The following is a 21,400-nucleotide window of genomic DNA, read 5'->3' as shown; positions in this document are numbered from 1 at the left end:
AAGTCGCCAAACCCGATACGCCATTTGGGCGCGCTCGGACTATAGGCTTCGTGGCAAAAGCACAGCAATGCGCGAGTGTACGGACAATTCCCAGTGTCGTGTAGGACGTTGCTTTTTCGAGTGTTGCGCTCTGTTGATCCATTAAAAACGGGCCTCTATCCGATTTCGGCAGGCCCATCGCCAAATCCCTGACACAAAAAAAACGGCCACTTGGGCCGTTTTTTTCTGTCTCTGCATCTCCCGTCAGACAACCTGTTCTGAGGGCTGCATCGGATAGAGCTCGTCTTCGTATTTCTCGATGAGCAGCGCCAGAATTTCCAGCTCATCACCTTCAGGCGAACCGATCTCAGCCCCCCACAACTGCTCCACGCGAGCAAGCGCAGCGGTCAGGTCTTCCTGGCTGCGAATAGGTTTAATGTTCATCACAGGTCTCCGCGTTGATCTGATCGTACTGGGCGTGGGTGCCAACGAATCGTATGAAACCGGGCTGGCTCTGGTAATCGATTGCCATGATTACCCGATATTTTTTGCCACCGATGTTGAATACAACCCTGTCACCCCTGAGGATGCTGGCCGTTCTCAGTTGCGCTTTGACCTCTAGCGGCGTGCCATAATCGGTTTTCTTCATGTGCCGACACCATGCAACCAGTGGTGTTTCGGAGTCAGCATAAGCCGGGCTACTTTCCCATAACTCCCGCAATGTTCCTTTTGCAATCATACGCACTGCACGTCCTCCCGTTTTGGGGAAGGTGGTCGTCGCTTTAAAGAGATGCAATCTCTGATTCCTGGAAGAAATCCTTTATCGGGACAATAAAAACGTTAACAAAACATGGTTTTTGCGCGAAAACGCTAATTTTCAGAGGTATGGAAACGCTACCCCAAATCCCGGGCACAAAAAAACCGGCCATCAAGGCCGGTTTTTTCTGCGTTTGTATCCCCCGTCAAAACCATCCTGACGTGAGACTGAATTCGATTGGAGCGGGTGAAGGGAATCGAACCCTCGTTATCAGCTTGGGAAGCTGGAGTAATGCCATTATACGACACCCGCTCAGAGCGGTGACTTTGTACCAGATACGGCCGGCGATTTGAAGTTTTTCTTTACGTGGGGCGGGTTTAACCCGGATGTATCAACAATGCATGGAGCCCGTGACGGTCGATCGCGGGCAAGCCTCGCGCCTGTGCAATACGTTTAACGCAGCAGGGCGGGGCTTGCTCGCGATGACGTTACTTCAGCTTGCCAATGCATGTTGGTCCTGGACGTACTGGTAACGCGGTCGGCTTTCGTGTTGCGACGATTTCAGGAAACCCATCAGTGCGTTGCGGCTGTCCCGGCAGGCGGCTTTGTGCTCCATGTCGAGAAAGTGGCCGGTGGCCTGAATGGTGTTGAACGTGCTGTGTTGCACGTGGCCGGCGAATAACCGGGCGTCGTCGGCGGCGGTGTATTCGTCCCATTCGCCGTTGAGGAACAGCACCGGCACATCAATTTTTTTCGCCGCATGCAGGTAGCACTGGCGGTCGCTGTGCAGCACCTCGTTGATGTGGAAGTGCATCTGCCCGTACTCATGCTCGGCCAGGGAGCTGACGTGGCGATAGTTGAAGCGTTTGAACAGCGATGGCAGGTGTTTGCCGATGGTGTCGTTGACCAGGTGCCCGACCCGGTCGCGATCCAGGTTGCCGAGGTGTTCGACGCCGCGCTCGAGGTAGTCGAGCATGTGCGCGTTGATCACCGGGGAAAACGAGCTGATCACGGCTTTTTCGATGCGCCGTGGCCGTTGCGACAACGCCATCATGGTCGCGGCGCCGCCCCAGGAAAACGACAACACGTGCTCGGCGGCGAAGTGGTCGATCAGTTCCAGCAGGATCTGCCCTTCGATTTCCTTGGTGAGCATTTTTTCATGCTGGTTGTGGGCTTTTGACCGGCCCGCGTAGGGCTGGTCGTAGCAAACGACGTTGAATTGCGGATGGAGGTTTTTCACGGTTTGTGCAAACGACGCAGTCGTGGCCATCGAGCCGTTGACCAAGATAATGGTCTTCTCTGCGGCGTCTGCGCGATAGAACTCCGTGTAAACCCGATACTGACCCTGTATATCCAGCACAGCGATTTCTGGCCTCATGTCATAAGACTCCTGGCAAGCGGGTATGCGCGCAAATGAGATTGCACGAGCTTTGTGACAGGTAGGCATATGCCTTGGAATTTGCTGGCCCATGTCGATCCAATGCAGTCCGGTCGACGGGTATTGTTATTGGCGGGCAGTCTGCCGGGTGAGGCCGGAACCCATGGGTTCCTACCGGCAAAAAGTTTCTTGGAAGTATGTGGTGACTCATCGGTCACATTTCGGCCGACGTCCTGATTCAAGCAGGGGTCACATCATTGCGCAAGTGCCGTTGGTAAATTGTTCGACAACTTTCTGCTGAGCGGTCGTGCGCTTAGATCGATCGGATCTCTTCGTCGGTCAGCGGCCGGTATTCGCCCGGTTTCAACGCGTCGTCGAGCACCAGCGGCCCCATGCGTTCGCGGTGCAGGCGCAGTACCTTGTTATCGAAGTGGCCGAACATGCGCTTCACTTGGTGATAGCGGCCTTCGACAATGCTCAGCCGTGCCGATTTTGGCCCGAGCCGCTCTAGCCCGGCCGGTTGCGTGGTGAGGCCTTCGAAGGCGAAGTACAGCCCTTCACTGAATTTGATCGCGTATTCGGGGCCGATGTCCTGCTCGGTTTCGACGTAATAGACCTTGGGCAGTTTGGTCTGCGGTTGGGTCAGGCGGCGCGACCAACTGCCGTCGTTGGTGATCAGCATCAGGCCGGTGGTATTGAAGTCCAGGCGGCCGGCGATGTGCAGTTCGTCCTTGCCCGGTTCATGGATCAGATCGAGCACGGTCGGGTGCTGCGGATCCCGCGTGGCGCTGACGCATCCGGCGGGCTTGTGCAACATGAAATGGCGCAGCGGTTTGCCGACTTGCAGCACGTCGTCGTCCACTTCGACGCGGCTGAATTCGCGGACTTCGCTGTGGGGGTCACTGACGACTTTTCCGTCGACCCTGACGCGTTTTTCCACTAGCAACAGGCGTACCTGCTTACGGTTGAAGCACGGCAGGTTGCTGAGGAATCGGTCGACACGCATGACTAGGGATCAGTGCAGAAAGGGGGGCGCATCTTACTTGATCGATCCGGACGTTGCTTGCAACTGTGCCTCGACCTCGGCGCAACGCGGGCACAGGCACGAGGCGTCGCGCAGTTCCGCCGGCAGCGCCTGGAGCACTGCCGGGTCGATGCTGACACCGTAGCACCAGCAGGCGCGGTCGGCGGTTCGCGGGTCGGCCAGGGTGCAGTCGTTGGGGGCGCCGCAGGCGGCGCAGAGGTCAGGCTGGTTCATGGACGGAGTGAGACATTTCCACGCAGGTTCGGTTACGGCCACTTTGCTTGGCCCGGTACATCGCATGATCCGCCCGTGACAGCAGGCTGTGCAAGGTGTCATCGGGTTGCAGGGTGGTGAGGCCGATGCTCACGGTCAATTGCAAGGCCTTGTCGTTGTAGGCGTAGCGCTGTTGTTCCACGTGCTGGCGAATTTTCTCGGCAATCATCAGGCCTGTCTTGCCGTCGGTGTCCTTGAGCAGCACGATGAACTCTTCACCGCCCCAGCGGCAGACGATGTCGGAGTGCCGCAGGCAACTTTCCAGATCCCGGGCGAAACCGATCAGTACCTGGTCGCCGGCCAGGTGGCCGTAGGTGTCGTTCAGCGCCTTGAAGTGGTCGAGGTCCAGCAGCAGGGCGGTCAGCGCTTTGGGCTCGCGCCGGGCTTCCAGCATGGCCTGTGCGGCCAGCAGGTCGAAGCCGCGACGGTTGGGCAGTTCGGTCAGGCTGTCGAGGGTGGCCTGGGCCTGGATCCTGTCCTGAAAGCGTTTGATCACCCGGTTGAGCAGCGCCAGCACGGTCAGCGTGACCAGCAGGCAGATCAGCAGGTTGAGGTACAGCGACTGGCGGATTTCACCAAGGGCGCTGTCTTCGCGTTTGTCGACGAACAGGTACCAGTTCAGTTCCGGGATAAAGCGTACGTTGAGGAAATGTCCCTGGCCCTGCACGGAATATTCATAGCTGCCGCTGTGGGGTTTGGGCAGCCGACTGACCAGGTCTTTCATGCTGTCGAGTTCGCCGAGTTTCTGCCCGATGCGCGCACCCTGCGGGCCCCCTTCGGCGCCGGTAAGCACCAGGCGTCCGAAGTTGTCGACGAAATACACGCTGCGCTGATAACGCTGCTGGTACTTGTCGATCAGCTTGATCACCGCGTCGACGGTCAGGCCAACCCCGGCCGCGCCGATGAATCGGTCGTTGTAGTCGTAGACCTTGTAGTTGATGAAAAAGGTCAGGTTGTCCTTGTTGGCGAGGTCCGGGTCGACGTTGATTTCGTACGGATCCTTCATGTCCCGCACGCGGAAGTACCAGGCGTCGCGGGGTTCGGTGGCCTTGACCTGTTTGAGCACACCCTTGGCGTGGTAGTAGGTCAGGCTGGTGTTGGAGACGAAGAACGCGGTGTACGCGCCGTAGTGGGTCATGACCTCGTTGAGGTAGCGGGTCATCTGGTCGGAGTCTTTTTCACCGTTGACCACCCAGTCGCGCATGAAGGTGTCGCGGGCCATCATCGAGGAAATCAGGATCGGCCTGACGAGGTCTTTCTGGATTTCCGAGTAGACGGTGTCCGAGGTCAGCGGCAGCTCGGTGTTGACGATGTTGTCGCGGATCGATGCCCGGGAGGCGTAGTAGCTGAGAAAGGAAGTGGCGAGGAAGCCTGCGCCCAGCAACGCGACCAGCGTGAGAACCAACGAACGTTGAGAATACAGCGGCGAGCGAAGCGGCATGGCAGTTCCATTGGCAGCAATCCGATGGCGAGCATTCTAATTGCGCGGCGGGGAAATAACTGCCCTATGTGCGCCGCGAATGGTCGTTCCTGCGTTCCACAGAGGTTGCGCGTGGTCCTTGTGGGAGCGAGCAAGCCCGCTCCCACAGGGGGGGGGGGTCAAGCCAGTGATTTCAGATACATCCGCCACCCGCCAAAATGGCTGATGTTCACCGCGCCCTCCAGCCCATGCGCCTCGCAGATAAACCCGCTCTCCCAGCGACCGTCCGCCAGTTGCACCTTGCCCAGCCCCAGCGGTGCCGCAATTGCGGTCAGGAACGAACCCAGTTCACGGCTGGGCAATTCCCAGACTTCCACCGCAATCGCCACGCCGCCATCCTTCACGCGGACCATGCCCGGGCGAAACGGCGGGCCACCGGCCAGGGCATAGAGTTGATAGTCCGGCGAGCTGAAGGTCGTTTCCACCCACCGGGCACCGCGCTGCCTGAGTTGCCAGTTCAACGCCAGCCCGTCCAGATGCGCGCCGCAGACCACCAGCCGCGCCTGATCATGGCGTGCAACCGTCACCGGTGCAGGGGTGGCCACGCCTTGCTGACGCTGCAGGGCATCGGCCACGCTCAACAGGTACTGATCGGTAAAGGCCCGGCCAAACAACGTCACGCCCCATGGCAGGCCGTTGTCCATGAATGCATTGGGCACGGCGACGGCGGCGTAATCGAGCAGGTTCATGAAGTTTGTGTAGTAACCCAGTTCCGAATTGCGCAGCACCGGTTCAGCCTCGAGCTCCGCCAGCGTAATCGGGCGGCCGATGGTCGGCGTGACGACGCAATCAAGGCCCTCCAGCGCCGTATCACACTGGGCCTTGAGCGCTTGTAGCCGGTATTGGGCGCGGAAGGTTTGCACGCCGTCGACGGCGGTTGCCTTGGCCAATACGGCGCGAATCACTGGCAACACGGCCTCGGGGTTTTGCGCCATCAACTCCCCGGCCACGCTGTAGCGCTCGGCCACCCACGGCCCTTCATAGAGCAAACGTGCGGCCTCCAGAAACGGTGACAGGTCCAGTTCCACCGCTTCGCCACCCAAGGCCTTGAGGCGGTCGATGGCATCACCGAACAACAGCGGGCCTTCAGGGCAGCCGAAGAATTGCAGGTCCTGCGCGCGCGGTACGCCGAAACGGAACGGCCGTGGTGTGCCGAACGCCGAGCCGTCGTTCCACAACGGATTGCTGCGGCTGTATTCGTCCCGAGGGTCGAGGCGCGCGGTGAGCGCCAGCAACTGGCTGGCCTCCCGCGCCGTGGCGGTGAACGTGGTGACGCAATCCAGCGTTCGGCAGGCCGGTACCACGCCGGCTGTCGAAATCAGGCCCTTGGTGGCTTTCATGCCGACCAGATTGTTCAACGCCGCGGGCACGCGCCCGGAGCCAGCGGTGTCGGTGCCCAGCGCAAAACTCGCGACCCCGAGCGCTACCGCCAGCGACGAACCGGCGCTGGAACCGCCCGACGGGTACTCCGGCAACACGCTGTTGGGGCACGCGCCATAAGGTGAGCGGCTGCCGTTGAGTCCTGTGGCGAACTGGTCGAGGTTGGTCTTGCCCAGCGGAATCGCACCGAGGGCCAGCAGTTGTTCGACGATGGTTGCCGAACGCTCTGGCACGTAGGCAAATGCCGGGCACGCCGCCGTGGTCGCAATGCCTGCCAGGTCGATATTGTCCTTGATCGCGAACGGCACGCCATACAGGGGCAGGCTGTCGAGGTCGCGACCGTCGAGGGCGGCGAGGTAAGGCTCCAGTTCTTCGGCGCTGAGCAAGTGGATGAACAGGTGATAGTCCGGGTTCAGCGCGGCGGCTTTGTCCCGCAGGACCGGCAGCAGTTGCCGGGGGGTGAGGCTGCCGTCGCGGTAGGCGCTGCGCAGGGCGTCGAGTTGCAGGTTGATGTTCATGGCATGAGTCCTTGGCAAAATGGGTTCAGTCGAGTTCCAGCACCACGACGCGCTGTCCGGCGCGCACCGCCGAACCCGGTTGCACGCGAATCTCGCGCACCACGCCGGCCATTGGCGCAAGCAGGGGGATTTCCATCTTCATCGACTCCAGGATCACCAGCACATCACCGGCCTCGACGCGGTTGCCGGCCTCGACCCGGACCTGCCAGAGGTTGCCGGCGATGTGGCTGTCGACGCTCTGTTGAGCGCAGGTCAATGGCGCCTCTTCGGTCGCTTCCGGGGCCGGTTCTTCACTGTCGAAATGGGCCTGGCCACTGGCGATCCAGCGTTCGCGTTCTGCATTGAATGCGCCTTTTTGCTGATCGCGAAATGCGCCAATGGTCTGGGCTTGCTGTGCCAGGAACGCCTGGTAATCCGCCAGATTCAACTGGCTGTGCTCGATGTTCAGGTCGAAGCGCCCGAGGGGGAAATCCCGGCGGATGCGCAGCAGTTCATCGGCGCTGACCGGGTAGAAACGGATCTGGTCGAAAAACCGCAGCAGCCACGGTTTGCCGTCGAACGCGGCGACTTCGCGGTAGCGGTTCCACATCTGCAACGTACGCCCGACAAACTGATAGCCACCGGGGCCTTCCATGCCGTAGACGCACATGTAGGCGCCACCGATGCCCACCGAGTTTTCCGCGGTCCAGGTGCGCGCCGGGTTGTACTTGGTGGTCACCAGGCGATGGCGCGGGTCGAGCGGGGTGGCGACCGGTGCGCCGAGGTAGACGTCACCCAAACCCATCACCAGATAACTGGCATCGAACACCGTGCGTTGGACTTCATCGAGGTTCGGCAGGTCGTTGATGCGGCGGATGAACTCCAGGTTGCTCGGGCACCACGGCGCGTCCTTGCGCACGGTGGTCATGTATTTCTCGATGGCCAACTGGCACGCCGGGTCGTCCCAGGACAGCGGCAGATGGACGATGCGCGAGGGCACTTGCAGGTCTTTGGCGGCGCACACGGCGTCCCATTCCCCGGCGACGATGCCGAGCAGGTCGGCCAGTGGCAGTTGCTCGGGTTGATAGTGGATTTGCAGCGAACGAATGCCGGGGGTGAGGTCGATCACGCCGTGCAGGTGTTTGCTTTCCAGGGCCTGCATCAGGGCGTGGGCTCGGAAGCGCAGGACCAGGTCCAGTTCCGGGGCGCCGATTTCGAGGAGCAGGTTGGTGTCGCCGGACAGTCTTGCGACCAGCCGGGTGTCGTCCTGCCCCAAATCCAATACCACAGGCGACACCATCCCTTGTGGGAGCGGGCTTGCTCGCGAAAGCGGTACTTCAGACACATCGATGTTGACTGACACGCCCTCTTCGCGAGCAAGCCCGCTCCCACAGTGATCCCATTTCAAGGCAAGGTTTCGCGCTGTCTTGAGGTCGACAGGAATGAACTGCACCTTGTCCCCGGCCTTGAGCTGCCCCAGTTGCCAAAGATCCGCCTCGATCACTGTCACGGGGCACACGAAGCCGCCGAGGCTCGGTCCATCCGGGCCGAGGATCACCGGCATGTCTCCGGTAAAGTCCACCGCACCGATCGCATAGGGATTGTCGTGGATGTTCGACGGATGCAAACCGGCTTCACCACCGTCGGCGCGCACCCATTCCGGCTTCGGCCCGATCAGGCGCACGCCGGTACGGCTCGAGTTGAAATGCACTTCCCACTGCGTGGTGAAGAAGGTGCCGATGTAGTTTTCCGTGAAGTATTCCGGGGCGCCGTGCGGGCCGTAGATCACACGAATCTGCCGAACCGCGGGCAACTCGGCGAGCTGTTCTTCAGCCAGTTGTTGACCGGCGCTGCGGTCATTGAGCGCAGGCACGTGCAACACGTCGCCGGCCCGCAAGGCGCGACCGCCGTGGCCACCAAACTGGCCGAGGGTGAAGGTGCTTTTACTGCCCAGATATTCCGGCACCTGCAGGCCGCCGCGCAGGCACAAATAGCTGCGGGCGCCTGCACCGGCAATCGTGCCGAGGCTCAAGGTGGCGCCTGCCGGAACCCTCAGCGCGGTGTTCATCGGTACGCTTTCACCGTTGAGCAGCAATGGAATCTGCGCGCCGGTCACCGCTACCACCGCCTCGCAATTGAAGCGCAGCAATGGCCCGCTCATGGTGATTTCCAGCGCCGCCGCGCCTTCGTCATTGCCCAGTAAACGATTGCCCAAACGCAGCGCGCGACTGTCCATCGGGCCCGAGGGCGGCACGCCGACCGCCCAGTATCCGAGGCGGCCGGGATAGTCCTGAACGCTGGTTTGGGTGCCAGCGCTGAGCACCTCGAAGGTGTTGGCCTGATAGACCAGGCCTTCCAGGCAACGGGTCCAGGGTTGACCGCTGGCGAAAGGCCCATCCAGCAGAATCTGCCGCAGGTAATCGCGGTTGGTTTCCACGCCGTAGAGCAGGCTGGCGCCCAGCGCCTGATGCAGATCGGCAGTCGCCTCTTCACGGGTCGGCGCCCAACTGATGACCTTGGCGATCATCGGATCGAAGTACGGCGGGATCTCGCAGCCCGCCTCGACCCAGGTGTCGATGCGCAGCCGAATGCCATCGGTCACCGGGAAATCCACGGCGGTGAGCAAGCCCGGGCTGGGTTGAAAGTCGCGCCCCGGATCCTCGGCATACAACCGCGCCTGAATCGCATGCCCCACAGGTTTCAGAGCCTGTACCAGATCGCTCAGCGGCGGCAGGTCGCCGGCCGCCAGTTGCACCATCCAGCGCACCAGGTCGACGCCCCACACCTGTTCTGTGACGCCGTGCTCCACCTGCAAACGGGTGTTCACTTCCAGAAAGTAGAAACGCCGGGCATCGCTGTCGAAGACGAACTCCACGGTGCCGGCGCTGCGGTAATTCACCGCTTTGGCCAGTTTGATCGCCGCCGCGCACAGTTCATTGGCCATGCCGTCGGGCAGGTTCGGCGCCGGGGTTTCCTCGAGGACTTTCTGGTTGCGCCGCTGTACCGAGCAGTCACGCACGCCGAGGGCGATCACTTGACCGTGACCGTCACCGAATACCTGCACTTCCAGATGACGGGCGCGCTGGATGTACTTTTCGATGAACACCCCGGCGTCGCTGAAATTGTTCTGACCCAGGCGCTTGACCGTTTCGAAGGACTCGCTCAACTCGGCCGCACTGCGGCACACGCGCATGCCGATGCCACCACCGCCGGCGGTGCTCTTGAGCATCACCGGGTAGCCGATCTGTTCAGCGGCCTGCAGTGCGGCATCGAGGCTGTCGAGCAGCTCGGTGCCTTCGAGCATGGGCACGCCGTGTTGTTTGGCCAGGGCGCGTGCAGTGTGCTTGAGGCCGAACACGCGCAATTGTTCTGGCGTCGGGCCGATGAAGGCGATGTTGGCGGCCTCGCAGGCTTCGGCGAACGCGGCGTTTTCCGAGAGAAAGCCGTAGCCGGGATGGATCGCGGTGGCGCCATTGTTTTTGGCGATGGCGAGGATTTTATCGACCGCCAGGTAAGTGCCGGCGGCCGCGCCTTCGCCGAGGCTGTGGGCCTCATCGGCTTGCAGGATGTGCAGGCTGGCGGCATCGGCTTCGGAATACACGGCAACACCCTGCACTTGCAGCTCGCGCAAGGTCCGCAGGATGCGGCAGGCAATGGCGCCGCGGTTGGCAATCAGGACTTTTTCGAACATGGCATAACCCCTGGAGGGGATGCGGGCCGTCCCGCAGTTTTTCGATGAGAGCCGGGGTCGTCCCCGGCGGCAGAATCAGATTTCTTCAAATCACCGCCGCCCCCCTGTAGGAGCGAGCCTGCTCGCGATGGTCGTGAACGATTACGCGTAAAACCAGATGCCCAGCGGTGGCTTCGGGTTTTTCGCGAGCGAGCTCGCTCCTACAGGGGGTGGTGATGTTCCTGAGGTTTGAGGCACTGGCCTGAACGGGCCTGGCACAAGGCAAACAACCAGCGGCGCAATCCCGGGAATTTCAGTTCCATACCAGCAGCTCCGCAGGGGTGGGGTTGTAGGCATTGCACGGGTTGTTCAGTTGCGGGCAGTTGGAGATCAGCACGATCACGTCCATCTCGGCCCGCAGGTCGACGTACTTGCCCGGTGCCGAGATGCCGTCTTCGAAGGTCAGGCCGCCGTCGGCGGTGACCGGCACGTTCATGAAGAAGTTGATGTTCGGCCCGATGTCACCCTTGCCCAGGCGGCCATCGTGAACGCAAGCGCGCAGGTAGTTGTCGCGGCAGCTGTGCATGTAGCGTTTTTCCAGGGCGTAGCGCACGGTGTTGCTCTCTTGCGCACAGGCGCCGCCGAGGGTGTCGTGGCGCCCGCAAGTGTCGGCGACGATGGTCAGCATCGGCTTGCCGAGGTTGGAAAACAGCACGCTGCCGGTGCTCAGGTACACGCTGTTCTGCCGGCGCAGGGTGCGCTGCACGTCGTAGCGTTCCTTGGGGTTGGCGACGCTGTAGAACAAGGTGTCGACAGCCTGATTGCCTTCCAGATCGAGGATGCGCAGGGTCTGGCCAGCCTTGACCTCCATCAGCCAGGGTTCGCCGGCGGGGATGGTGGCGCGGTAGACCGCTGTTTCTGGCAGTTTTTGAACAGTGGCGATGGCGAGTGACATGGCAGCGATCCTCAGGCGAACAAACGGTCGGTGTTGATGAAGCCGCGCTCGTTTTCCGGACGCGAGGTGCGGCAGTGTTCGGCGACGCTGGGGTCGGCGTTCATCCAGCTCAGCTTCAAGGGTTTCGGCGCGTATTCAGGCGCCGGGTCCATCGGGTGCTGCAGGGCGGTGAGCACTACCAGCGTGTCCATCGGCGCATACAACTCGATGTAGTCGCCGGCCCTGGAATTGCCCGCGACGAAATGGAAGCGCCCGGCATCGTCGACGTTCACGCGGCTGAACAGGTTGAGGGTCATCAGCAGGTCGGACAGGCCCAGTCCCCACTTGCCCAGTTCCACCAACAGGTTGTCGGTGCCGTTGCGAAAGAAGCCGTTGCGCAGTTCCTGGTAGCGGCCCGCGCCGTACTTTTGCGCCACTTCTTCAGCGCAGAGCACACCGCCCAGGCTGTCGCTCCAGCCGCAGGTGTCGGCGGTGATGGCGGCCAGCACGCGGCCCATGTCCGAATACAGGCAATGGCCGGCGGTTAGCCTGGCGGTGTGTTGGCACTTGAGGCTGTCGGGCAGGTTCAGGCGTTCGGTTTTTTCATTGGCGTTGAGCAACGTCAGGCTGACGTTGGCGCCGCCGCGCAGGTCGGTCAGGCGCAGCAATTGGCCGCGCTTGAGCACGAAGGAACGATGGCCGCCGCCAGGGAGCATTTCTTCGGCGAAGGGCGGGAACAGTCGGGGCGAATCAGTCATGGGCAAAACCCTCTCAAGCGGTTCGAAGTGAGCCCGCCAGTTGCACTGGCAAGGCGTCGACGGCGGCACGGCGGGTGCGGCGGTCGCTGTTCAAAGGGATGTCGTAGGTGATGCGTGCGCCATAGGCACCGGGGGCGTGCGGGTCGAGGCGGACCTTGTCGAACACCAGCAGCCGCGTGCCAAGGCTGAAACCTTCGGACAGGTCATGGGTGACCATGAACACCGTCAGTCGGGTCTCGCGCCACAGCTCCAGCAGCAGGGCGTGCATGTCTTTGCGGATGCCCGGATCAAGGGCGCCGAACGGTTCGTCGAGCAGCAGCACGCGCGGCTTCATGATCAGCGCCTGGGCAATGGCCAGCCGTTGTTGCATGCCTCCGGAGAGTTGCGCCGGGTACTTGTCCAGCGAGTGCCCAAGGCCGACTTTTCGCAGCAACTGCGATGCCTGTTCGCGGGCCTCTTTTTTGGCACTGCCGAACAGGCGTCCGAGCAACGGCGAGCGCGGCAGTTCGAGGCCGAGGGCAACGTTGTCCAGCACGCTCAGGTGCGGGAACACCGAGTAGCGCTGGAACACCACGCCACGGCTGGCATCCGGCTCACCGGCCAAGGGCTGACCGTCGAGCAGGATCTCGCCGCGACTGGCGCGTTCCTGGCCGAGCAGCAGGCGCAGGAAGGTCGATTTGCCACAACCGGATGCCCCCACGAGCGTGCAAAACTCACCCTCGTCGACATTCAGGTTCAGGCCTTCGAGCACCACTTGATCGGCGTATCGCTGCCAGACGTTTCTAACGGTGATGAAGCTCATTTGGCGCCCCCCTGGTGCCAGGGGAACGCACGCCGGGTGAGGTGTTTGAGGCCCCAATCCATCAGCCAGGCGAGCAGGGTGATCCACACCACGTACGGCAGGATCACATCCATTGCCAGGTAGCGGCGCACCAGGAAAATCCGGTAGCCAAGGCCGTCGGTAGAAGCGATGGCCTCGGCGGCGATCAGGAACAGCCACGCCGAGCCGAGCATCAGCCGCAGCGAGATCAACAAGCGTGGCAACAATTGCGGCAGCACCACCCGCAGCATCAGGGTCCAGGTGGAAGCGCCAAGGGTCTGGGCCTTGATCAACAGCTCCACGGGGATTTCCCGGGCGCGCTGTTCCAGGTCCCGGGCCAGGGCCGGAGTGATACCGATGACGATCAGCATCACTTTCGACAATTCCCCCAGGCCGAAGACGATGAACAGGATCGGCAGGATCGCCAGTGGCGGCACCATCGACAGCACTGTCAGCAAGGGGGACAACGGCGCACCGAACAGCGGCAGGGTACCGGCGGCGATGCCCAGGCACAGCCCGGCCAAGGCGCTGATTCCCAGGCCGATGGCCAGGCGTTGCAGGCTGGACGCCGTGTCCTGCCAGAGCAGGTATTCGCCGGTACGGGTGTCGGCCACGAACGCCAGGCGTTTCACCGCGTCGGTCATCTGCACGGCGCTGGGCAGCAACTTGTCGTTGGGGTTGTCCGTCAGTCGCTCGGCCGAGCCCGTGAAGTAGGCGAACAGCACCAGGGCGAACGGCAGGATCACCAACAGCAGGCGACTCGGGCGGTCCGGGTGACGGTTGATCAGGCGCATGGCCAGTTCTCCTGATTACAGCTTGGCGTCGGCGGCCATCTGCACGTAGCTCGGGTCGAAACGCAGCTTGAGGTTGCCTTTGTCGCCGCTGGTCACGCCGTTGGCGAAGGCCATGCCGACCGCGCTGGTGTCCTTGGCGCCTTCACCCAGCAAGCCGTGCTGGAAGGAGAACTCGGCGACCTTGCGCATGGTCTCCGGCAGTTGCTTGCTGGTGCTGAACGCCAGGGCTTCCTTGGGCGTGGCGAACAGTCGGGTGGTGTCCAGTTGCGCCTGGAAACCCGCCAGGTCAGTACCGGAGGCTTTGGCCATGTGTTCCAGTGCGGCTTTGCTGGCCGCGTTTTTCTGGTTCATCAACTCGACGACTTCGAACCAGGCACCGGTCAGCGCTTTGCCCAGGGCCGGGTTGTCTTTGAGGGTGGCGCTGTTGACCACCATCATGTCCATGATTTCGCCGGGGATCTGGCTGGAGTTGAACACTTCGCTCACCCCGGGCTTGGCCTTGATGTCCGAGAGCATCGGGTTCCAGGTGGTGACGGCGTTGACCTGATCGGTGTTGAAGGCCGCCGAGATATCGGCGTCGGAGGTGTTGACCACTTTCAGGTCTTTCTCGGTGAGGTCCACCGAATCCAGCGCCCGGGCCAGCAGGTAATGGGAGACCGACAGCTCCACCAGATTGACGTCCATGCCCTTGAGGTCGATGACTTTCTTGCCTTCGCCCTTGAGCACGATGCCGTCGTTGCCGTTGGAGAAATCGCTGACGATCAGTGCAGTGCTGTCGACGCCACCGGCGGCCGGAATGGTCAGTGCGTCCATGTTGGTCATGGTGCAGCCATCGAACTGGCCGGCGGTGTACTGGTTGATCGATTCGACATAGTCATTGAGCTGTACCACGTCGATCTTGATGCCGTACTTCTTCGCCCATTTGTCGACGATGCCCTGGCTGCCGGCATATTCCCATGGCATCCAGCCGGCATAGATCGTCCAGCACACGTTGAAGTGATCTTTCTGGGCAGCCTGGGACGAGACGCTCACGAGGGCTGCAAACGCAGCGGCGAAGAGGGCGGGTAAACGAAGCTGGGACATGGTGGTTCTCCAGTTGATCAAGGACGGACAGGACGGCAGCGGCACCGTTAGCGGTGGCTTGTCTCCCGGGCTTTTATCCCGCCGTGTAACCTCAACTGGAGGTCGCCAACTCTCGGACCAGTCACTCGCGATTGCGAGCCGGAACCCTAGTCAGCCATTTGCAAATTGTGGTGCCGCGAACCTGTAGTGACTCCTGCACGGTTTTGTTAAAGCGAGAGGCGTGCCAAGTTGGTCCGAGCGCTCTGGCGCGGGGGACAGGGAGGGCGAAGGGTTTGATTGGCAAGGCGGACTGCCTTGTGATGGTGCGCAGGCGCACCTCATTGGAACGTATCCACCGCTGATCAGAAGGTGGGTGCGACGTTGCACTTGGCAGGGATTTGCCAGTCAAAACAGATGTCAGCCGGTCTGTGCTGGCTGCTGTCACAGGTCTTTACGGAGGCCGTCATGTTACGTCGATTGTTGTTCGGTGCACTGCTCGGTGTGGGATTGTCTGGCTGCTACTACTACGACGGTCCTGCCGATGTCTACGCGGCACCTTATTACTATCCCGGTTACTACTCGCCTTACTACTACGGTTACTACGGCCCACGTTATTACGGTGGCTATCGCTCCTATTACTACGGTGGGCATGGTTATTACCGTGGACACGACTTTCACGGAGGTGGGCATCATGGCGGTGGATTTCACGGTGGCCACCGTTAATCGTGGTGTGAATGGATGAAAAACCTTTCATCGGCCAGATGTTTCTACTTGTTTCAGAGACGCACCAGATTCTGAATTCGATGTCTGATCTATCGACAGTTCACTGAACATTTGACTGTCGCCTGCCAGCGTCGCTGGTGTGGTTCACCCGCGGTCCAGGAGGCCGCCATGCATCGCCAAATTCTTCTGCTTGCTGTGTTGGGATTGTCCCTAGGTGGGTGCGAGCCTTACTACGACGAAGGAGGCAGTTACTACAGTTCCGAAGTCTACACCTCGCCTGCGCCAAGCCATTACGCCGGGGGGAGTTCCTACTATTCCAACGGTTACTACACGCCGCCGCCCCGGTATTACGTGCCGCCAGCGCGGTATTACCAGCCGACACCGCGTTATTACTCGCAGCCGCGGATGTATCAGCCGCGCTATTACCAGCCCGCTCCGCGTTACTACCAGCCATACCGGGGCGATTACCGGATGCATCAGAACCATGGCTGGGACGGCCGTAACCACAGGGGCTGGAACAATGACTTTCGCGATCACGACGGGCGCGACCATCGCGACGGGCGTGGCGATCACAACTGGCGGGGCGGCCACCGATAGATTTTTATAGAACACAGATCTGATGTGGGAGCGGGCTTGCTCGCGAAGGCGGTGTGTCAGGCAGCAAAAATGTCGACTGACACACCGCTTTCGTCGGATCGCCGCCCGGAGCAAGCCCGCTCCCACAGTTCGTTCAGTACTCGGATAGATCCGCCAGCGGATGCCGACCTTCCCAGGCCTTGTGGAAATGCGCCTCTACCACCGCGTCCGGCACATTGTTGATGTCCGGCCAGTGCCAGTGCGGCTTCTGATCCTTGTCGATCAACCGGGCGCGTACGCCTTCGCTGAACTCCGGATGACGACAGCAGTTGAGGCTCAGGGTGTATTCCATCTGGAAGACTTCGGCCAGCGACAGGTGCCGGGCACGGGCGATCTGCTCCCATACCAGGTGCGCGGTCAGCGGTGAGCCTTCGCTCAGGGTCCTGGCTGCACGGCTCAGCAGCAGGTCGCGGTGATCGCGCAAGGCGCTGATGGCCTTCCAGGCGCAACGCACGTCGCTCACATCCAGCAACTCGTCGATCTGCTGACGACGCGGCAGCCACTGGGCTTCGGGCATCTGTGCCACGGCTTCCTGCTGCAAGGCCTTGAGCAGGCTGTTGAGCTGCATGGGCGTCTGTTCCTGCCAGTTCAATTGCAGCAGTCCGTCGATCAGTGCCGGCTGTTGATCGTCGAGCAGGAAGCGGTCGGCCAGGTCCAGATCGATGGCATCGCGGCCGTTCATGTGCGCGCCGGTCAGGCCCAGGAACAACCCAAGCTTGCCGGGCAGGCGCGACAGGAACCAACTGCCGCCAACATCCGGGTACAGGCCGATGCTGATCTCCGGCATGGCCAACCGGCTGCTCGGCGTAACGATGCGAATGCCCGCACCTTGCAACAGCCCCATGCCACCGCCGAGCACATAGCCGTGGCCCCAACAGATCAACGGTTTGGGGTAGGTGTGCAGTTTGAAGTCCAGGCGATATTCCGCCGCAAAAAACAGCGCGGCCAGTGGCGGTACTTCACCCGGATGGGCGCGACTGGCTTCCACCAGGCTGCGCACTTCGCCACCGGCGCAAAAAGCCTTGGCGCCATTGCCGCGCAAGAGCACGCAGACGATCTGCGGGTCCTTGGCCCAGGCCTCCATGCGGTCGCGCAGGGCGTTGATCATCGGCAGGGACAGGGCGTTCAGGGATTTTTCGGCATCCAGGCTGGCGACGCCGATGCGGGCGCCGTCGGTGCCGGTGAGTTCTTCGAAGTGCAGGTTCATCATGACCTCGATCGGGAAATTGAGGGTTAAGTATGATCGCTGTGTGGGAAAGTGCTGGATCTGCGTCAGATCAATTGACAAGCGCGATGGGCCTTCTTAGGGTTCGCCCCATTGTTTTTGCCGGGTGTAACCATGACTGCTGACGACCGTATCAAACTCGAACCGGGCTGGAAGGAGGCACTGCGTGCCGAATTCGACCAGCCCTACATGGCAGAGTTGCGCAATTTCCTGCAACAGGAGCGGGCGGCCGGTAAGGAGATCTATCCGCCGGGGCCGATGATCTTCAACGCGCTCAATTCCACGCCGCTGAACAAGGTCAAAGTGGTGATCCTCGGTCAGGATCCCTATCACGGCCCGGGCCAGGCCCATGGTTTGTGCTTCTCGGTGCAACCCGGCGTGCCGGCGCCACCGTCGCTGGTGAACATCTACAAAGAGCTCAAGCGCGACCTGAACATCGACATCCCCAACCACGGTTACCTGCAGAGCTGGGCCGATCAGGGCGTGCTGATGCTCAACACCACCATGACCGTCGAGCGCGCCAATGCCAATGCACACAAGGACAAGGGCTGGCAGTTTTTCACCGATCGCATCATTGAAGTGGTCAGCCAACAGCAGCCGCACCTGGTGTTCATGCTGTGGGGCGCCCATGCCCAGAGCAAGCAGAAGCTGATCGATGCGACCAAGCATCTGGTGCTGACTTCGGTGCACCCGTCACCGCTGTCCGCCTATCGCGGCTTCCTCGGTTGCGGGCACTTCAGCCGGACCAACAAGTTTCTGGAACAGAATGGCGAGACGCCGATCGAGTGGCGGTTGCCGCCAATCTAAAAGCTTCGCGAGCAAGCCCGCTCCCACACTGGATTTTCGGTGTTCACAAAACCCATGTGGGAGCGGGCTTGCTCGCGAATCGGGCAACTCGGTCTTTCAGACAGAATCCGGGCCCCGGTTCCAGTACTTGAACAATGGCTCCGCCAGAAACAGCACAAACAACAACCGCATCACCTGCATCGCCGTCACCAGCGGTACCGACAGTTGCAGGTTTTCCGCCGTCAGGCTCATCTCGGCAATGCCGCCGGGCATCATGCCCAGGGTCAGCGAGCGCAGATCCAGGTGGGTCAGCGCACTCAGACCCAGCGCCGCCGCCGTTGCAATCAACATGGTCAATACCGTGCCGATCAAGGTGCGCCCCATGAACGATGGCGCACGGCGGAAAAACTGCCGGTTGAAGTGACAGCCCAGACCGCTGCCGATCAACCATTGGCCGATCTGGCTACCGCCATTGGGCAGGCCGATGTGCAGGTCCCAGCCGATGCTGACTGCCGCACTGACCAGCAACGGCCCGAACAGCCAGGGGTTGGGTTGACGCAGGCGTTCCCAGATCCAGGCCGCCAATGCGCCTGCCGGGAACAGCAGGGCCAGCCAGCGCCAGTCCACCGCGGTGGCATGTAAAACCGGGTCACCATCGCCCAGTAAATATTTGAAGGCCGCCGGCACGCAGAGTACTACCACCAGCACCCGCAAACTCTGCCCCGCCGCCACACGGCTGAGCACCGCGCCATTGCGGGCACCGAGGTTGACCATCTCACCGGAACCGCCGGGCATGCTGGAAAAGAACGCCGTGGCGCGATCTTCACCTGTGCGGCGCATCAGCCATACGCCGACGACCGCAGACAGGCTGGTGATCAACGCACCAAAGAAGATCAGACCGAAATGACTCAGCACCTGCTCCATCACCAGCGGGGTGAAGTGCAGGCCAATGCCGATACCGACGATCCACTGGCCGCACTTGCGGCCGCCAGGGATTTCGGCCAATTGCCAGGGTGTCAGGCAGCGCACGAGGATGATCGCCAGCAACGAGCCGACCATCCACGGCAAAGGCCAGCCGACCTGGCTGGCGAGGTAACCGCCAAGCAGGCCGACCAGCGGGGTTCCCCACCAGGCTTTGAACGGTGTTCGATCAGACATCGGCAATAACGCGCCGTGCAACCGAACGTTTACGCCAGATGCGCACGATCGGCACCAGAAGCATGACCACGATCAAGCCCCAGACACCGACAGTGATGCCGCTCGACCAGAGGATGTCCAGCGAACCGTTGGAGATCGACAGCGCCCGACGCAGGTTCTGCTCCATCAAGCCGCCGAGGATGAACCCCAGCAGTACCGGCGACAACGGGAAATCCAGCTTGCGCAGGATGTAGCCGAAGATGCCGATACCGATCATCAGGAACAGGTCGAACGTGGTGGCATGCACCGCGTACACGCCGATAGCGGTGATGATCGCGATCATCGGCACCAGTGCCCAGTTCGGTACCGCGAGGATCTTGGTGAAGATGCGGATCATCGGGATGTTGAGGATCACCAGCATGATGTTGGCGATGAACAACGATGCGATCAGGCCCCAGACGATGTCCGGCTGCTGCTGGAACAGCAGTGGGCCCGGCGTGATGTTGTACAGCGACAGTGCGCCGATCATCACGGCCGTGGTGCCTGAACCAGGAACGCCGAGGGTCAGCATCGGCACCAGCGCGCCACAGGCTTCTGCGCCAATGGCGGTTTCCGGTGCAGCCAGGCCACGCTTGTCGCCTTGTCCGAATTTTCCGCTTGGGCCGGCAATGCGTTTCTCGGTCATGTAGGCCACGGCGCTGGCCAGCGTCGCACCGGCCCCCGGCAGTACGCCCATGATGAAGCCGAGCACACCGCAGCGCATGTTCACCCAGAACACCGAGGCGGCTTCCTTGAAGTTGAACAGCATCCGCCCGGTAGCCTGGAAAGCTTCCTGGCCACGGTGGGTTTTTTCCAGCAGCAGCAGAATTTCGCTGATGGAGAACAGACCCAGCACCAGCACCACGAACTGAATGCCGTCGGTGAGGTGGATGTTATCGCCGGTGAAGCGGTACACGCCGCTGTTGGCATCGATGCCGACGGTGGACAGGAACAACCCGATCAGCGCCGCGATGAACGTCTTCAGCGGTCGATCCCCGGCCATGCCGCCGAGGCAGACAATGGCGAACACCATCAGCACGAAGTATTCCGCCGGACCGAAGGCGATCGCCCATTTCGCCAGCATCGGCGCGAACACCACCATGCCGCAGGTCGCAATGAAGGCGCCGATGAATGAACTCCAGGCCGACAGCGACAGTGCAACACCTGCCAAACCTTGGCGGGCCATCGGGTAGCCGTCGAGGGTGGTCATAACGGTGGAGGCTTCGCCCGGGATGTTCAGCAGGATCGAACTGATCCGGCCGCCGTATTCGCAGCCCAGGTAAACCGCCGCCAACAGGATCAGTGCCGACTCCGGCGGCAGGCCCAGCGCGAAGGCGATCGGGATCAGCAACGCCACGCCATTGATCGGGCCCAGTCCCGGCAGCAGGCCGACGACCGTACCGATCAGCGTGCCGCTGAGTGCGGTCACCAGGTTGTAAGGGGTCAGTGCGACGCCGAAGCCATGACTCAAATAACCAAGCGTATCCATATCAGTTCTCCAGAACGTCGAGCAGGCCCAGAGGCAGTGGCACGTCCATGACTTTGTCGAACAGCAGGTACAGGCCGACGCTCATCAGGCTGATGATCACCGCGCCCGGCAACCAGCGCCCGCCGTACAGGCGCGCCATGGGAATGCCAATCAGCATGCTGCTGAGGATGAAGCCCAGCGGTTCGAACAGCCCGGCGAAGACCAGCAGTAACAGCACGCAAACACCGATCTTGTTCAGGGTTTCGCGATCCATTGGCGGATCTTCATCGGTGTGTTTGATCGGCGAGGGGCGATACACCATGTACACCAGCGCCAGGCCCATCAGCCCCAGCATCAGCAGGGGGAAGGCTCGCGGGCCGATCGGTTCGTAGGAAAAAGGTGCCTGGTAGGGCCAGGCCATCGCCACCAGGCTGAGGCAGGCCAGCAACAGCACCGAAGCAAAAATGCGTTGTAAGAGCATGAGGAACTCCTGTGCTGGGGCGCCCCCCCGCCGGGGGGGCCCCGCCGGGCAGCGGCCCAAAAAGGGTAAGGCCGCGCAACTTTGGCCCGCCGATTTTTT

Annotated in this window: 19 protein-coding genes, 1 tRNA gene, 1 pseudogene and 1 riboswitch; of the genes and pseudogenes, 3 read left to right on the top strand and 18 right to left on the bottom strand. The window is 61.6% G+C overall.

Translation table 11 applies throughout. The features are described from left to right. Window positions 1-249 precede the first annotated feature (249 nt). The 14 genes and pseudogenes from ACCD00_RS22460 to ACCD00_RS22395 form a co-directional block, all read right to left on the bottom strand. Window positions 250-423, bottom strand: a pseudogene (locus ACCD00_RS22460) (transcriptional regulator); the annotation flags it as partial. Then, the gene (locus ACCD00_RS22455) at window positions 413-724 is read right to left on the bottom strand and encodes a type II toxin-antitoxin system HigB family toxin (protein ID WP_413427606.1); all 312 of its coding nucleotides are present in this window, start codon (window positions 722-724) and stop codon (window positions 413-415) included. The gene ACCD00_RS22455 and the pseudogene ACCD00_RS22460, both read right to left, overlap by 11 nt. A 250-nt stretch (window positions 725-974) precedes the next feature. Next, a tRNA-Gly gene (locus tag ACCD00_RS22450) sits at window positions 975-1,048 on the bottom strand. A 181-nt stretch (window positions 1,049-1,229) separates the two neighbouring features. Beyond that, on the bottom strand, window positions 1,230-2,114 hold the full coding sequence (locus ACCD00_RS22445; RefSeq protein ID WP_413427596.1) for an alpha/beta fold hydrolase: 885 nt from the start codon (window positions 2,112-2,114) through the stop codon (window positions 1,230-1,232). Between the two features lie 313 nt (window positions 2,115-2,427). Next, the gene (locus ACCD00_RS22440) at window positions 2,428-3,120 is read right to left on the bottom strand and encodes a pseudouridine synthase (RefSeq protein ID WP_413427595.1); all 693 of its coding nucleotides are present in this window, start codon (window positions 3,118-3,120) and stop codon (window positions 2,428-2,430) included. A 33-nt stretch (window positions 3,121-3,153) separates the two neighbouring features. After that, complete coding sequence (locus tag ACCD00_RS22435) at window positions 3,154-3,372, bottom strand: cysteine-rich CWC family protein (protein WP_413427594.1); 219 nt, start codon at window positions 3,370-3,372, stop codon at window positions 3,154-3,156. Beyond that, window positions 3,359-4,852: a diguanylate cyclase gene (locus ACCD00_RS22430; RefSeq protein WP_413427593.1), complete on the bottom strand. Its 1,494-nt coding sequence runs from the start codon at window positions 4,850-4,852 to the stop codon at window positions 3,359-3,361. The genes ACCD00_RS22435 and ACCD00_RS22430 overlap by 14 nt, the downstream gene beginning before the upstream one ends. Window positions 4,853-5,010: 158 nt before the next feature. Next, complete coding sequence (gene atzF / locus ACCD00_RS22425) at window positions 5,011-6,789, bottom strand: allophanate hydrolase (protein ID WP_413427592.1); 1,779 nt, start codon at window positions 6,787-6,789, stop codon at window positions 5,011-5,013. 25 nt (window positions 6,790-6,814) lie between these two features. Next, window positions 6,815-10,459, bottom strand: a complete 3,645-nt coding sequence (gene uca, locus ACCD00_RS22420) for an urea carboxylase (protein WP_413427591.1) — start codon at window positions 10,457-10,459, stop codon at window positions 6,815-6,817. 292 nt (window positions 10,460-10,751) lie between these two features. After that, window positions 10,752-11,393 (bottom strand): urea amidolyase associated protein UAAP2, encoded by a 642-nt coding sequence (locus ACCD00_RS22415; protein WP_413427590.1) that lies wholly within the window; start codon window positions 11,391-11,393, stop codon window positions 10,752-10,754. A gap of 11 nt (window positions 11,394-11,404) precedes the next feature. Beyond that, on the bottom strand, window positions 11,405-12,130 hold the full coding sequence (locus ACCD00_RS22410; RefSeq protein ID WP_413427589.1) for an urea amidolyase associated protein UAAP1: 726 nt from the start codon (window positions 12,128-12,130) through the stop codon (window positions 11,405-11,407). A 13-nt stretch (window positions 12,131-12,143) separates the two neighbouring features. Continuing rightward, window positions 12,144-12,932 (bottom strand): ABC transporter ATP-binding protein, encoded by a 789-nt coding sequence (locus ACCD00_RS22405; protein WP_413427588.1) that lies wholly within the window; start codon window positions 12,930-12,932, stop codon window positions 12,144-12,146. Further along, window positions 12,929-13,744: an ABC transporter permease gene (locus tag ACCD00_RS22400; RefSeq protein ID WP_413427587.1), complete on the bottom strand. Its 816-nt coding sequence runs from the start codon at window positions 13,742-13,744 to the stop codon at window positions 12,929-12,931. Before ACCD00_RS22400 ends, ACCD00_RS22405 begins: the two co-directional genes overlap by 4 nt. Window positions 13,745-13,759: 15 nt before the next feature. Continuing rightward, a complete protein-coding gene (locus ACCD00_RS22395) occupies window positions 13,760-14,827 on the bottom strand; it encodes a putative urea ABC transporter substrate-binding protein (protein WP_413427586.1) in 1,068 nt (355 codons plus the stop codon). 60 nt (window positions 14,828-14,887) lie between these two features. Continuing rightward, window positions 14,888-14,988: riboswitch (guanidine-I (ykkC/yxkD leader) on the bottom strand. 283 nt (window positions 14,989-15,271) lie between these two features. Here ACCD00_RS22395 and ACCD00_RS22390 point away from each other — a divergent pair. Then, a complete protein-coding gene (locus ACCD00_RS22390) occupies window positions 15,272-15,529 on the top strand; it encodes a hypothetical protein (protein WP_413427585.1) in 258 nt (85 codons plus the stop codon). A 168-nt stretch (window positions 15,530-15,697) separates the two neighbouring features. Beyond that, entirely contained in the window at window positions 15,698-16,126 is a 429-nt protein-coding gene (locus ACCD00_RS22385; protein WP_413427584.1) for a hypothetical protein, read from the top strand. Between the two features lie 133 nt (window positions 16,127-16,259). Here ACCD00_RS22385 and ACCD00_RS22380 read toward each other — a convergent pair whose 3' ends face one another. Next, window positions 16,260-17,372, bottom strand: coding sequence for an enoyl-CoA hydratase/isomerase family protein (locus ACCD00_RS22380; RefSeq protein ID WP_413427583.1), 1,113 nt, complete (start codon window positions 17,370-17,372; stop codon window positions 16,260-16,262). A gap of 132 nt (window positions 17,373-17,504) precedes the next feature. Here ACCD00_RS22380 and ung point away from each other — a divergent pair, with 132 nt between their 5' ends. Next, entirely contained in the window at window positions 17,505-18,197 is a 693-nt protein-coding gene (ung, locus tag ACCD00_RS22375) for a uracil-DNA glycosylase (RefSeq protein ID WP_413427582.1), read from the top strand. A 96-nt stretch (window positions 18,198-18,293) separates the two neighbouring features. On the opposite strand, the gene ACCD00_RS22370 is transcribed toward ung, so the two are convergent. The 3 genes from ACCD00_RS22370 to ACCD00_RS22360 are packed head-to-tail and all read right to left on the bottom strand — an operon-like array spanning window position 18,294 to window position 21,301. Continuing rightward, complete coding sequence (locus ACCD00_RS22370) at window positions 18,294-19,334, bottom strand: AbrB family transcriptional regulator (protein WP_413427581.1); 1,041 nt, start codon at window positions 19,332-19,334, stop codon at window positions 18,294-18,296. After that, entirely contained in the window at window positions 19,327-20,841 is a 1,515-nt protein-coding gene (locus ACCD00_RS22365) for a tripartite tricarboxylate transporter permease (RefSeq protein ID WP_413427580.1), read from the bottom strand. The genes ACCD00_RS22370 and ACCD00_RS22365 overlap by 8 nt, the downstream gene beginning before the upstream one ends. Window position 20,842: 1 nt before the next feature. Next, window positions 20,843-21,301 carry a tripartite tricarboxylate transporter TctB family protein gene (locus tag ACCD00_RS22360; protein WP_160108656.1) on the bottom strand — a complete coding sequence of 153 codons (459 nt, stop codon included), beginning with the start codon at window positions 21,299-21,301 and terminating at the stop codon, window positions 20,843-20,845. Between the last annotated feature and the right edge of the window lie 99 nt (window positions 21,302-21,400).

This window comes from Pseudomonas sp. Pseusp3 (assembly GCF_047304225.1).
In the GTDB taxonomy this organism is placed as follows: Bacteria; Pseudomonadota; Gammaproteobacteria; order Pseudomonadales; family Pseudomonadaceae; genus Aquipseudomonas; species Aquipseudomonas fluorescens_CD.
The sequence above is the reverse complement of the archived record's forward strand: the minus strand, read 5'-3'. Positions and strand labels throughout refer to the sequence as shown.

What these genes read in the sequence shown, in the direction of transcription:
- ACCD00_RS22445 (WP_413427596.1), bottom strand. Translation starts at nt 2,114, where the DNA reads ATGAGGCCAGAAATCGCTGTGCTGGATATACAGGGTCAGTATCGGGTT.
- ACCD00_RS22440 (WP_413427595.1), bottom strand. Translation starts at nt 3,120, where the DNA reads ATGCGTGTCGACCGATTCCTCAGCAACCTGCCGTGCTTCAACCGTAAG.
- ACCD00_RS22435 (WP_413427594.1), bottom strand. Translation starts at nt 3,372, where the DNA reads ATGAACCAGCCTGACCTCTGCGCCGCCTGCGGCGCCCCCAACGACTGC.
- ACCD00_RS22430 (WP_413427593.1), bottom strand. Translation starts at nt 4,852, where the DNA reads ATGCCGCTTCGCTCGCCGCTGTATTCTCAACGTTCGTTGGTTCTCACG.
- atzF (WP_413427592.1), bottom strand. Translation starts at nt 6,789, where the DNA reads ATGAACATCAACCTGCAACTCGACGCCCTGCGCAGCGCCTACCGCGAC.
- uca (WP_413427591.1), bottom strand. Translation starts at nt 10,459, where the DNA reads ATGTTCGAAAAAGTCCTGATTGCCAACCGCGGCGCCATTGCCTGCCGC.
- ACCD00_RS22415 (WP_413427590.1), bottom strand. Translation starts at nt 11,393, where the DNA reads ATGTCACTCGCCATCGCCACTGTTCAAAAACTGCCAGAAACAGCGGTC.
- ACCD00_RS22410 (WP_413427589.1), bottom strand. Translation starts at nt 12,130, where the DNA reads ATGACTGATTCGCCCCGACTGTTCCCGCCCTTCGCCGAAGAAATGCTC.
- ACCD00_RS22405 (WP_413427588.1), bottom strand. Translation starts at nt 12,932, where the DNA reads ATGAGCTTCATCACCGTTAGAAACGTCTGGCAGCGATACGCCGATCAA.
- ACCD00_RS22400 (WP_413427587.1), bottom strand. Translation starts at nt 13,744, where the DNA reads ATGCGCCTGATCAACCGTCACCCGGACCGCCCGAGTCGCCTGCTGTTG.
- ACCD00_RS22395 (WP_413427586.1), bottom strand. Translation starts at nt 14,827, where the DNA reads ATGTCCCAGCTTCGTTTACCCGCCCTCTTCGCCGCTGCGTTTGCAGCC.
- ACCD00_RS22390 (WP_413427585.1), top strand. Translation starts at nt 15,272, where the DNA reads ATGTTACGTCGATTGTTGTTCGGTGCACTGCTCGGTGTGGGATTGTCT.
- ACCD00_RS22385 (WP_413427584.1), top strand. Translation starts at nt 15,698, where the DNA reads ATGCATCGCCAAATTCTTCTGCTTGCTGTGTTGGGATTGTCCCTAGGT.
- ACCD00_RS22380 (WP_413427583.1), bottom strand. Translation starts at nt 17,372, where the DNA reads ATGAACCTGCACTTCGAAGAACTCACCGGCACCGACGGCGCCCGCATC.
- ung (WP_413427582.1), top strand. Translation starts at nt 17,505, where the DNA reads ATGACTGCTGACGACCGTATCAAACTCGAACCGGGCTGGAAGGAGGCA.
- ACCD00_RS22370 (WP_413427581.1), bottom strand. Translation starts at nt 19,334, where the DNA reads ATGTCTGATCGAACACCGTTCAAAGCCTGGTGGGGAACCCCGCTGGTC.
- ACCD00_RS22365 (WP_413427580.1), bottom strand. Translation starts at nt 20,841, where the DNA reads ATGGATACGCTTGGTTATTTGAGTCATGGCTTCGGCGTCGCACTGACC.
- ACCD00_RS22360 (WP_160108656.1), bottom strand. Translation starts at nt 21,301, where the DNA reads ATGCTCTTACAACGCATTTTTGCTTCGGTGCTGTTGCTGGCCTGCCTC.